The organism is Streptomyces sp., assembly GCF_031181555.1.
Taxonomy (GTDB): domain Bacteria; phylum Actinomycetota; class Actinomycetes; order Streptomycetales; family Streptomycetaceae; genus Streptomyces; species Streptomyces fimbriatus.
In genome coordinates, this window is record NZ_JAPSKQ010000193.1 from 1 (window position 1) to 10,732 (window position 10,732).

A 10,732-nucleotide genomic window follows, 5' to 3' on the forward strand; every position below is an offset into this window, starting at 1 on the left:
CCCTCGACTTCGACGGGACGCTCGCACCGATCGTGCCCGACCCGGAGCAGGCCCGCGCGCACCCCGACGCGGTGCCCGCTCTCGCCGCGCTCGCCCCGAAGGTGGCGGCCGTCGCGGTCGTCACCGGGCGGCCCGCCGGAGTGGCCGTGCGGCACGGCGGTTTCGCGGGCGTGCCCGGTCTGGAGCACCTCGTCGTTCTCGGCCACTACGGGGCCGAACGCTGGGACGCGGTGACCGGCACGGTCACCGCCCCCGCCCCGCACCCCGGCGTCTTCGCCGTCCGCGCGGAACTGCCGGGGCTGCTCGACCGGGTCGGCGCGTGGCAGGGCACCTGGATCGAGGAGAAGGGCCGGGCGGTGGCCGTCCACACCCGCCGGGCCACCGACCCCCAGGCCGCCTTCGAGGCGCTGCGCGAGCCGCTGACCGACCTCGCCACCCGGCACGGCCTGGTCGTCGAGCCCGGCCGCATGGTCCTGGAGCTGCGCCCGCCCGGCATGGACAAGGGCGTCGCCCTGGTGGAGTACGCCCGCGAGATCGGCGCCGGGTCGGTCCTGTACGCCGGTGACGACCTGGGCGACCTCCCCGCCTACGCCGCCGTCGACAAGCTCCGCTCCGACGGCACCCCCGGCCTGCTGGTGTGCAGCGGCAGCGACGAGGTCACCGAGCTGAGGGAACGCGCGGACGTGGTGGCCGACGGCCCGTCGGGAGTGGTGGAACTGCTCCGGGCCCTGGCAGCACGGATCGGCTGACGCCCCCACCGACCACCACGCCCCGTCCGACCTGACCGACTCGGCCCGCCCGGCCGCACGAGCCGGCCGGGCGGTGCGGCCCGTGCCGTGCCGCCACGCCGCCCGGCCGTCCGTCACCGTCGTGCCGGGTGCCGCCGTCAGCGCTGTGCGCGGCGGGCCTCACGGACGCGCCGCAGGCGGTTCACCGTCACCGGGTCGTGGGCCAGGGCGCGCGGGTCGTCGAGCAGGGCGTTGAGGAGCTGGTAGTAGCGCACCGGGGCCAGGCCCAGTTCCTCGCGTATCGCCCGTTCCTTCGCACCGGGGCCGGGGAAGCCACGGCGTTCCAGCGCGAGGATGTCCTGTTCGCGTCGGCCCAGCCGTTCCTCGTCCATGGTCCGCACGGTAGTCCCTGCCACTGACAGGGGCAGGGCGGGGGCCGCGAGGGCCGGCGGGGCCTACTGCGCGCTCTCCGCCCGCGTGGCCGTCGCCTGGATCCCGCCCAGGACGCCCGCCGGGCTGCCGCCCGGGGCGACCGCCTTGCCGATCTCCTTCTTGATCTTCGCGCTGACCGCGGCCCAGGAGGTGGAGCCGACCGGGTAGAGCTCCGAGGTCGGCAGCTGGTCGAGGAAGGGCTTGAGGTCCTTGTCCTGCGCGGACGCGCTCATCGTGCGGGACGCGGAGTTGGTGACCGGCAGCAGGTTGTACTCGCGGGAGAAGTCGACCACGTTCTTCTCGCTGTAGACGAAGTCGAGGAAGTCGCCGACCTCGTCGCGGTGGCCGTTCTTCGAGAAGGCCATCATCCAGTCGGCGACGCCGAGCGTGGACCGGCTCTCCCCGTCGGCCCCCGGCGTCGGCACCATGCCGTACTCCACGCCCTTCTTCTCGGCCATCTCCATCAGCGAGGGGTGGCCGTTGAGCATGCCGACGTCACCGGCGGCGAACGCGGCGAACGCCTCGGCCCGGTTGAGCCTGCCGGGCGCGACCGGGCCGGTCAGTCCCTTGCCGACCAGCTCGTTCTTCAGCCAGTTGAACGTCTCGACGTTCTCCACGGAGTCGATGCTGTACGTGCCCATCAGGTCGGTGTAACCGCCCTCGCCGCTGAGCAGCCACTGCATGGTCTCGGCCTGTGCCTCCTCCGGGCCGAGCGGCAGCGCGTAGGGGTACTTCACGCCCTCGGCCTTGAGCGCCTCGGCGTTCGCGGCGAGCTCCTCCCAGGTCGTCGGCGGGGTGAGGCCGGCCTCGGCGAACAGTTCCTTGTTGTAGAACAGCACGCGCGTGGAGGAGGCGAAGGGCATGCCGTACTGGATCCCGTTGACCTCGCCCGCCGTGGACAGGTGGGAGAGGAAGTCCGCCTGGACGGGGATGGAGAGCAGGTCGCCGGCCTTGTAGAGCATGCCGTCGGCCGCGTAGTCGGCGTACGCGCCGATCTGCGCCAGGTCCGGCGGGTCGCCCGCGTCGACCATCTCCTTGACCTTGCGGTCGACGTCGGTCCAGGAGTAGACGCTGACGTCGACCGTCACACCGGGGTGGTCGGCCTCGTACCGCTCGACCAGGTCGGCCCAGTACTTCTTGGAGCTGTTGGCCGCGCTGTCGCCGTAGTCGGCGGCGACCAGCTTCAGGGTGACGTCGGAGGAGCCACCGCCGCATCCACCGAGGACTCCCATCAGCCCCAGTACGGACACCACCGCGATCGTCCTTGCCCTGGCCCGCCGCTGCACCGCTCTTACCTCAACCCTGGCGCCCCGCGCCATCCGAAAGCCTTCCGATTATCGGATTAAGGTCTACACCACGTAAGTGGACTAGACCTCTCCCGGGTCCCCGGTCCACACTGTCCCCCGTGAGACATGTCATCGCCCTCGACGTGGGCGGCACCGGGATGAAGGCCGCCCTGGTCGGGGCGGACGGCGCGCTGCTGCACCAGGCCCGCCGGGCCACCGGTCGCGAACGCGGCCCGGACGCCGTCGTCGCGGACATCCTCGACTTCGCCGCCGAACTGCGCGCCCACGGCGCCGAGCGCTACGGCGAGCCCGCCCGCGCCGCCGGCGTCGCCGTCCCCGGGATCATCGACGAGGCGAAGGGCGTCGCCGTCTACGCGGCCAACCTCGGCTGGCGCGACGTCCCGCTGCGCGCGCGGCTCGCCGAGCGGCTCGGCGGTGTCCCCGTCGCCCTCGGCCACGACGTGCGCGCCGGCGGACTCGCCGAGGGACGGATCGGAGCGGGCCGGGGCACCGACCGGTTCCTGTTCGTGCCGCTGGGCACCGGCATCGCGGGCGCCATCGGCATCGACGGCCGGGTGGAGGCGGGCGCGCACGGCTTCGCGGGCGAGATCGGCCACATCGTCGTACGGCCCGGGGGCGCCCCCTGCCCGTGCGGTCAGCGCGGCTGCCTGGAACGGTTCGCGTCCGCGGCGGCGGTGAGCGAGGCGTGGGCGGCGGCCTGCGGTGACCCCGGTGCGGACGCGGCCGACTGCGCCAGGGCCGTCGAGTCGGGGGACGCACGGGCCCGCGCGGTGTGGCAGGAGGCGGTCGACGCGCTGGCCGACGGGCTGGTCACCGCGCTCACCCTGCTGGACCCGCGCACGCTGATCATCGGTGGCGGGCTGGCCGAGGCGGGGGAAACCTTGTTCACACCACTGCGGGAGGCCGTCCGGCGACGGGTCACCTTCCAGAAGCTGCCGTCCCTGGTCCCCGCGGCGCTCGGGGACACCGCCGGATGCCTGGGCGCGGGACTCCTCGCCTGGGATCTGCTCGGAACCGCCGGCTCCCCGGACCCCTCGACCCCCTCGGAGGTAACCGCCTGATGGCCCCCACCAAGGTTCTGACCGGTGCCCGGGTGGTACTGCCCACCGGGACCGTGGACGACGGCCGCGTGATCGTCGACGGCACGCGGATCGCCGCCACCGCCCCCGGGGGCGCCGAGACGCTCGACGCGTCCGGCCACTGGCTGGTCCCCGGCTTCGTCGACCTGCACAACCACGGCGGCGGCGGGGCGTCCTTCACCTCCGGGACGGTCGGCGACGTCCTCAAGGGCATCCACACCCACCGGCTGCACGGCACCACCACCCTGGTCGCCTCCACCGTCACCGGCGACACGGACTTCCTCGCCCGGCGCGCCGGCCTGCTGGCCGAGCTGGCCGAGCAGGGCGAGATCGCGGGCATCCACTTCGAGGGGCCGTTCATCTCCCCGTGCCGCAAGGGCGCCCACTCCGAGGAACTGCTGCGCGACCCGGAACCGGCGGAGGTCCGCAAGCTGATCGACGCGGCGCGCGGGCACGCCAGGATGGTCACGCTCGCCACCGAACTGCCGGGCGGCCTCGACTCCGTGCGCCTGCTGGCCGAGCACGGCGTGATCGCGGCCGTCGGCCACACGGACGCGACGTACGAGCAGACGGTGCAGGCCATCGAGGCCGGCGCCACGGTCGCCACCCACCTCTTCAACGCGATGCCGCCGCTCGGCCACCGCGCCCCCGGCCCCATCGCGGCCCTCCTGGAGGACGAGCGGGTCACGGTCGAGCTGATCAACGACGGCACGCACCTGCATCCGGCCGCGCTGCGGCTGGCGTTCCGTCACGCGGGCGCGGCGCGGGTCGCGTTCATCACGGACGCGATGGACGCGGCCGGCTTCGGCGACGGCCGCTACATGCTCGGCCCGCTGGAGGTGGAGGTCGCGGACGGCGTGGCCCGGCTGGTGGAGGGCGGCTCCATCGCGGGCTCGACGCTCACCCTGGACCGCGCCTTCCGGCGGGCGGTCACCGTCGACGGGCTGCCGGTCGAGGACGTGGTGGCGGCCCTCTCCGCCAATCCGGCGCGGCTGCTGGGCATGGACGACCGGATCGGCTCCCTGGAGCCCGGGAAGGACGCCGACCTGGTGGTTCTGGACGCGGACTTCGCCCTCAAGGGCGTGATGCGCCGGGGCGAATGGGTGGTCGATCCCCAACTGGGCCGATCCGTCCCGTAGTCGGAGGAAGGCGGCCGGTCCGGGGGGTGGGCCGACCGCCGTCTCTTTGGCATGATCGTGCCTCCGGACCACACGGCGGGCGCACGCAAAAGGGGAGGTCGGCCCGGTGATCCTCACGGTCACGCTGAACACCGCTCTCGACATCACCCATCGCGTACCGTCCCTGCGGCCGCACGCCTCCCACCGCGTCTCGGACGTGACGGAACGCCCCGGCGGCAAGGGCGTCAACGTGGCCCGGGTGCTCGCGGCCCTCGGCCACGAGGTGACGGTCACCGGCTTCGCGGGCGGCACCACGGGACAGGTCCTGCGGGACCGGCTCACCGAGGTGCCGGGCCTGACGGACGCGCTGGTCCCGGTCTCCGGCACGACCCGGCGCACCATAGCCGTGGTCGACGAGCGCTCCGGGGGCACGACTCAGCTCAACGAACCGGGCCCGACGATCACCCCCGCCGAATGGTCGGCTTTCCAGGAGGCGTACGACGACCTCCTGCCCTCCGCCTCCGCGGTGGCCCTGTGCGGCAGCCTGCCCCCGGGCGTCCCGATCGGCGCCTACGCCGGACTGGCCCGCACCGCCCGGGCGGCCGGGGTCCCGGTCCTGCTGGACACCAGCGGGGCGGCACTGCGCCGCGGGGTCGCCGGACGCCCCGACATCCTCAAGCCGAACGCCGAGGAACTGGCCGAGCTCACCGGCTCCCACGAGCCGCTGCGCGCCACCCAGGACGCCCGCCGTCGCGGCGCCGGCACGGTGGTCGCCTCCCTGGGCCCCCAGGGCGTCCTCGCGCTGACCCCCGAGGGCCACTGGCGCGCCGCCCCGCCGGCCCCCCTGCACGGCAACCCCACGGGCGCCGGCGACTCACTGGTCGCGGGCCTGCTCTCGGGCCTGGTGGAACACCTGCCCTGGCCGGACCGGCTGGCCCGCGCGGTCGCCCTGTCGGCGGCGACGGTGCTGTCCCCGGCGGCGGGCGAGTTCGACCGGGCGGCGTACGGGGACCTGCTGGGCCGGGTCGCGGTGACGGCGGAGGCGAACGCGGCCTGAAGCGCGGCCCGCCGGCCGCGCTACTTCTTGACCTGGCCTTCCTTCAGCCACAGCTGGTCCAGCAGGACGTTGCACTTGTCGCCGTCGTTGCAGGAGACCGAGATCGTGTTGGTGCCCTTGTTGAGGGTGGGCCACGCGAAGGTCTGGGTCCAGCCCTTGGCGAAGTCGCCGTCCTCGGCGCGGGCGAAGTTGTCCATGTTCAGCTTGGAACCGAACTCCTTGCCGTTGACGGTGAGCGTCATCGACTGGGGCTCGTCGGTGGTGCTGTAGCGGACGAAGACGGTGTAGGCGCCGTCCTTCGGGATGCCGTTGACGGTCCAGGTGACCGAGGAACCCGGCTGGTTGAGGTTGGCCACGTAGATGCCGCCGTCGGACTGCGCGCCCTCGACGTCCGACGCGAGGGAGGCCGCGCCGCCCAGGCGCATCGCCTTCGCGTCGATCGTCGGCAGCTCGACCTCCTCCTCGGCGCTCGCGCTGGCCGTCGGGCTCGGCTCGCCGGTCTGGGCCTGGGTCGGCGTCGCGTCCGCCTGGTTGTCGCCGCCCTTGTCCTCGTCGTCGCCGCCGACCATCGCCACGCCGATGCCGATCACGACCGCGGCGACCACCGCGATCGCGCCGACGAGCAGGCCCTTGGTGTTCGGGCCGCGGCCCCGGCCGCCCCCGCCGCGGGCCGGCTGCGGCGACTGGACGGTGGTGGCGCCGCCGGGCAGCGTCTCCGGGGCGGCGTAGTGCGCGTTCGGCTGGCCGTAGACGCCCTGCTGCGGAGGCGCCTGGGGAGCGGGACCCTGCTGGCCGTACTGGCGGGCCCCGACCGGCCGCACCCGGTTGACCGAGTTCGGATAGCCATAGCCCCCGGACGGCGGCTGGGCCCCGTTGGCCTGGCCGTCGGCGTAGAGGTAGCCGAAGGGGTCGTCGTCCTCGGGCGTGCTCGCGCCGTTGTTGCCGGGCGTCATCCCTTGGTGCTCCTAGGTGCGGATCGGGTGCGGTACGAGTGGTGAGGATGGCGAGCCTACCCGCTTCCGGTGACCCGAACGGGTGACGCACACCGCGTCACCTCACTGACCTGCGGTTCATCCCGCGCGTCTGTGTTGTTTGGGACGAGATCGTTTCTCGACGTACATCCGCTCGTCGGCGGACTTCAACACTTCGTCCGCCGTCATTCCGCAATGCGCCCACCCGATGCCGAAGCTGGCGCCGACCCGCACGGCCCGGCCCTCGGCCCGGATGGGCTGGATGATCTCGTTGCGCAGCCGTACGGCGAGGTCCTGGGCGTCGGCCCGGCCGAGCCCGTCGGCGAGGATCACGAACTCGTCACCGCCGAGCCGGGCGACGGTGTCGCCGTCCCGGACACCGTTGCTGAGCCGGCGGGCGACCTCGATGAGCACCGCGTCACCCGCGTTGTGCCCGAACCGGTCGTTGATCGACTTGAAGCCGTCGAGGTCGCAGAAGAGCACCGCGAGCCCCTTGGTGCCGTCGTCGGCCTCCCCGGCGGGGGCGACGGTGTGCACATGGTGGTCGTAGCCGTCGTACGCGTCGGCGTCGGGCGGGAAGTCGAAGTCGTGGCCGCGGTCGAAGGCGGGCCGGCCGTGGGCGGCGTCCTGGGAGCCGTAGGAGTCGAAGGACTCGAAGGGGGACATGGAGTCGACGGCGGCGGGCAGCGCGCTCTGCGGCTGCTGCCGGCACAGCCGGGAGGAGAGTCGCGCGCGCAGCTCGGCGGAGTTCGGCAGGCCGGTCAGGGAGTCGTGGGAGGCGCGGTGGGCGAGCTGCAGCTCGCGGCGCTTGCGCTCCTCGATGTCCTCGACGTGGGTGAGCAGGAAGCGGGGCCCGTCGGCGGCGTCGGCGACCACGGAGTTGCGCAGGGACACCCAGACGTAGCTGCCGTCGCGGCGGGCCAGGCGCAGCTCGGCGCGCCCGCCCTCGGCGGAGGTGCGGAGCAGGGTGCCTATGTCCTCGGGGTGGACGAGGTCGGAGAAGGCGTAGCGGCGCATCGCGGAGGCGGGGCGGCCGAGCAGCCGGCACAGGGCGTCGTTGGTGCGCAGGATCCGGCCGTGCTGGTCGCCGCCCATCTCGGCGATGGCCATGCCGGAGGGGGCGTACTCGAAGGCCTGCCGGAAGCTCTCCTCGCTGGCGCGCAGCGCCTGCTGCTCGCGTTCGAGGCGGACCAGGGCGCGCTGCATGTTGGCGCGCAGCCGGGCGTTGCTGATCGCGATGGCGGCCTGGAAGGCGTACATCTGGAGCGCCTCGCGCCCCCAGGCGCCGGGCCGGCGGCCGTTGCGCGGGCGGTCCACGGACAGCACGCCGAGCAGTTCGCCGGAGGTGCCGCCGCCCTGCGGGCCGGGCGCGTACATCGGGGCGAAGAGGCGGTCGGAGGGGTGCCACTCGTCCTCGAAGCGGGGCGCCGGCCCGTCGGTGTACCACTGCGGGACGTCGTCGTCGTCGAGGACCCAGCCCTCGGTGTGCGGGATGAAGATCAGATCGCCCCAGCGCTCGCCCATGGTCAGACGGCGCTCCCAGGACTCGCGGGAGCCGACCCGGCCGGTGATGAGGGCCTCGGCGGCGGGGTTCCCGGCGAAGGCGGCGACCACCAGGTCGCCGTCGGGGCGTACGAGGTTGACGCAGGCCAGCTCGTACCCGAGGGCGTTCACGACGCCGTCGGCGACGGTCTGCAACGTGTCCGCCAGGCTGCGGGCCGTGTTCAACGCGGCCATGACCTGGTGCAGTTGTCGCAGGGACGCAAGACGGACGTAGGGTTCCGACTCGGCCTCCATGCTCGCCCTCCCCCCGAGCCCTCGGAGCGAATCAAGGGTTCTCTTCGGCGCCTTTCCGGGTGGTGCCCTGGCAGCTTCCCCGCCACTGAATCACAGCGCGCTGCCCACTCGGTACACAGGGTCAACAATTCTTGCCCCTTGTGACTCAAGTCACAGGCAAACATGAACAATTGCGTGGTCTTTCCGCGGTTTCCGCATGCGTTTACCGAACACAGTCTTTGTGGCGGTTGCGCATGACCCGTGCCCGTCCCGTGCCGGGTCGGCCGCTGGTCCTAGGTCCCCGCTCGGGCCGGGGCCCGATGCGGTGGGTGCGGAACGGAGATTAGCGTTTCGGGTGTGCCGAACACTCCAGCCGCCCCGTCCACGATCATCCAGCCGCCCGCCGCCCGGCATGCTGAGGGGGTGAGCAACGACGAGTTCCGCGCCGCCATGTCCCGTCTGGCCGCCGGCGTGGTCCTGGTGACCGCGCAGGAGCCGCCGCTGGACCCGGACGACCCGCGGGCGCCGGCCGGCGAGGACGCCGGCATGACGGCGACCGCGTTCATGTCGGTCTCCCTGGACCCGCCGCTGGTGCTGGTCAGCGTGCGCGAGGGCTCCCGCATGGACGACCTGCTCGACGAGCAGCCCTTGTGGGCGGTGTCCGTGCTGTCCGAGAGCCAGCGGCACATCGCGGGCCGCTTCGCGATGAAGGGCCGCCTCAGCGACCGCCTCCTCTTCGAGGACATCCCGTACGTCCGGGGCGAGCGCACCGGGGCCCCGCTGGTGGGCGGCGCGCTGGCGACCCTGGAGTGCCGCACCGAGCAGCGGGTGGCCGCCGGGGACCACACCCTGGTGATCGGCCGCGTCCTGACGGCCCGGCTGCCGAGCGCGGACGGGGGGCCGCTGATGTATTTCCGCGGCCGTTACCGTCAGTTGGGCTGAACGTCGGCGAGCGGCGCCCGCCTTCACCGGACACGAAATCCCTTTTGCCGCACGGTATTTCCGCGCTTAGGGTGCCCGGATGACGACGACAACCGCGCCCCGTCTCGAAGAGATCACCGCCGGGAACCTCGACGCCGCCCTCGGTATACGGGTTCGTCCCGACCAGGAATTCGCGGTCTCGCCGGTGGTGAAGTCCCTCGCCGAGGCCTTTGTCCATCCCGGTACCGCCTGGCCCCGGCTGATCATGGACGGTGACCGCGCGGTCGGCTTCCTGATGGCCTTCTTCGACATCGACTGGCACGAGGACGGCGGCAGCGTCGTCCGCTCCGGCCTGTGGCGGCTGAACATCGCGGCGGACGAGCAGGGCAAGGGGTACGGGCGGTTCGCCGTGGAGTCGGTGGCCGCGGAGATCCGCCGCCGCGGCGGCAAGGAGTTCCACGTCTGCTGGCACCCCGGCCCGTCCGGCCCGGAGAACTTCTACCTGGGCCTGGGCTTCCGCAAGAACGGCGAGGTCGTCGGGGACGAGACGGTGGGCGTACTGGAACTGGACTGAACGACACCACTCCCCCGGCCGTCCCGGGGCCGCCGGACGCCCAGGGCCCGCCGGTCACCCCGTACGTCCCGGCCCGCCGGTCACCCCCAGTCCCGCGCGGAGCGCCCCCGCTTCGTCTCCGAGCGCTGCTTCTTCTCCCGCAGCCGGCGCTCGTTGATGCCGCGGGGGACGCGGGTCGGCCTGCGGGGCTTGGGCGGGGGCGCGGTGGCCTCGGCGAGCAGCGCCGCGAGACGCACGGCGGCGGTCTCGCGGTTGCGCCACTGGGAGCGGTGCTCGGAGGCGCGGACGGTGACGACGCCGCCGACCAGCCGCCCGGCCAGCCGCTCGAGCGCCCGCTGCTTCCACACCTCGGGCAGCGCCTCCGTCCGGGCGAGGTCGAAACGGAGCTCGACCTGCGAGTCGCTGGTGTTCACGTGCTGCCCGCCGGGCCCCGACGACCGCGAGAAACGCCACATGAGCTCGGCCTCGGGCAGGGAGACGGAGCCGCGGATGGGATAGGGACCGGACATGCCGTCCATGTTCCCGCCCCTGACCGGTCCACGTCACCCGAATAACTCGGGTAAAGAAAGTAAAGGCACCCGGAACCTCGCGTACCCCTCTCCGCGTTCAAGGGGGTAGCTGTAGCTTCTAAGCCGTACGCATACGAGGGAAGGGACTCCCAACAATGGCTGTAAGCCTGTCCAAGGGTGGCAACGTCTCGCTCACCAAGGAGGCTCCGGGCCTGACCGCCGTCACCGTGGGCCTCGGCTGGGACGTCCGCACCACCACC

Annotated in this window: 12 protein-coding genes; 7 read left to right on the forward strand and 5 right to left on the reverse strand. The window is 73.1% G+C overall.

What is annotated here, in order from left to right:
- Window positions 1-749 (forward strand): trehalose-phosphatase (gene otsB / locus RIM90_RS27495; protein WP_309063448.1); only part of this gene is annotated, 749 nt, incomplete at its 5' end.
- Between the two features lie 137 nt (window positions 750-886).
- Here otsB and RIM90_RS27500 read toward each other — a convergent pair.
- Together RIM90_RS27500 and RIM90_RS27505 are read right to left on the reverse strand one after the other, a co-directional pair.
- Complete coding sequence (locus tag RIM90_RS27500) at window positions 887-1,120, reverse strand: DUF3263 domain-containing protein (RefSeq protein WP_309063449.1); 234 nt, start codon at window positions 1,118-1,120, stop codon at window positions 887-889.
- 63 nt (window positions 1,121-1,183) lie between these two features.
- Window positions 1,184-2,392, reverse strand: a complete 1,209-nt coding sequence (locus RIM90_RS27505; protein WP_309063457.1) for an extracellular solute-binding protein — start codon at window positions 2,390-2,392, stop codon at window positions 1,184-1,186.
- A 173-nt stretch (window positions 2,393-2,565) separates the two neighbouring features.
- Between RIM90_RS27505 and RIM90_RS27510 the strand changes: the two genes are divergently transcribed.
- The 3 genes from RIM90_RS27510 (at window position 2,566) to RIM90_RS27520 (ending at window position 5,721) form a co-directional block, all read left to right on the forward strand.
- Window positions 2,566-3,528 carry an ROK family protein gene (locus RIM90_RS27510; protein ID WP_375165579.1) on the forward strand — a complete coding sequence of 321 codons (963 nt, stop codon included), beginning with the start codon at window positions 2,566-2,568 and terminating at the stop codon, window positions 3,526-3,528.
- Window positions 3,528-4,685 carry an N-acetylglucosamine-6-phosphate deacetylase gene (gene nagA / locus RIM90_RS27515; RefSeq protein WP_309063450.1) on the forward strand — a complete coding sequence of 386 codons (1,158 nt, stop codon included), beginning with the start codon at window positions 3,528-3,530 and terminating at the stop codon, window positions 4,683-4,685. Before RIM90_RS27510 ends, nagA begins: the two co-directional genes overlap by 1 nt.
- A gap of 106 nt (window positions 4,686-4,791) precedes the next feature.
- Window positions 4,792-5,721, forward strand: coding sequence for a 1-phosphofructokinase family hexose kinase (locus RIM90_RS27520; RefSeq protein ID WP_309063451.1), 930 nt, complete (start codon window positions 4,792-4,794; stop codon window positions 5,719-5,721).
- A 20-nt stretch (window positions 5,722-5,741) separates the two neighbouring features.
- Here RIM90_RS27520 and RIM90_RS27525 read toward each other — a convergent pair whose 3' ends face one another.
- Together RIM90_RS27525 and cdgB are read right to left on the reverse strand one after the other, a co-directional pair.
- The gene (locus RIM90_RS27525) at window positions 5,742-6,674 is read right to left on the reverse strand and encodes a carbohydrate-binding protein (protein ID WP_309063452.1); all 933 of its coding nucleotides are present in this window, start codon (window positions 6,672-6,674) and stop codon (window positions 5,742-5,744) included.
- Window positions 6,675-6,791: 117 nt separating this feature from the next.
- On the reverse strand, window positions 6,792-8,489 hold the full coding sequence (gene cdgB, locus RIM90_RS27530) for a diguanylate cyclase CdgB (protein ID WP_309063453.1): 1,698 nt from the start codon (window positions 8,487-8,489) through the stop codon (window positions 6,792-6,794).
- A gap of 336 nt (window positions 8,490-8,825) precedes the next feature.
- On the opposite strand from cdgB, the gene RIM90_RS27535 reads away from it, so the two are divergent.
- The gene (locus RIM90_RS27535) at window positions 8,826-9,410 is read left to right on the forward strand and encodes a flavin reductase family protein (RefSeq protein WP_309063454.1); all 585 of its coding nucleotides are present in this window, start codon (window positions 8,826-8,828) and stop codon (window positions 9,408-9,410) included.
- A gap of 79 nt (window positions 9,411-9,489) precedes the next feature.
- On the forward strand, window positions 9,490-9,963 hold the full coding sequence (locus RIM90_RS27540) for a GNAT family N-acetyltransferase (protein WP_309063455.1): 474 nt from the start codon (window positions 9,490-9,492) through the stop codon (window positions 9,961-9,963).
- 80 nt (window positions 9,964-10,043) lie between these two features.
- On the opposite strand, the gene arfB is transcribed toward RIM90_RS27540, so the two are convergent.
- Window positions 10,044-10,481: an alternative ribosome rescue aminoacyl-tRNA hydrolase ArfB gene (arfB, locus tag RIM90_RS27545; RefSeq protein ID WP_309063456.1), complete on the reverse strand. Its 438-nt coding sequence runs from the start codon at window positions 10,479-10,481 to the stop codon at window positions 10,044-10,046.
- 146 nt (window positions 10,482-10,627) lie between these two features.
- Here arfB and RIM90_RS27550 point away from each other — a divergent pair.
- Window positions 10,628-10,732, forward strand: a 105-nt coding sequence (locus RIM90_RS27550; protein WP_309063459.1) for a TerD family protein, incomplete at its 3' end; no start/stop codon positions are given.

What these genes read in the sequence shown, in the direction of transcription:
- cdgB (WP_309063453.1), bottom strand. Translation starts at nt 8,489, where the DNA reads ATGGAGGCCGAGTCGGAACCCTACGTCCGTCTTGCGTCCCTGCGACAA.
- RIM90_RS27505 (WP_309063457.1), bottom strand. Translation starts at nt 2,392, where the DNA reads ATGGGAGTCCTCGGTGGATGCGGCGGTGGCTCCTCCGACGTCACCCTG.
- RIM90_RS27540 (WP_309063455.1), top strand. Translation starts at nt 9,490, where the DNA reads ATGACGACGACAACCGCGCCCCGTCTCGAAGAGATCACCGCCGGGAAC.
- RIM90_RS27500 (WP_309063449.1), bottom strand. Translation starts at nt 1,120, where the DNA reads ATGGACGAGGAACGGCTGGGCCGACGCGAACAGGACATCCTCGCGCTG.
- RIM90_RS27525 (WP_309063452.1), bottom strand. Translation starts at nt 6,674, where the DNA reads ATGACGCCCGGCAACAACGGCGCGAGCACGCCCGAGGACGACGACCCC.
- arfB (WP_309063456.1), bottom strand. Translation starts at nt 10,481, where the DNA reads ATGGACGGCATGTCCGGTCCCTATCCCATCCGCGGCTCCGTCTCCCTG.
- nagA (WP_309063450.1), top strand. Translation starts at nt 3,528, where the DNA reads ATGGCCCCCACCAAGGTTCTGACCGGTGCCCGGGTGGTACTGCCCACC.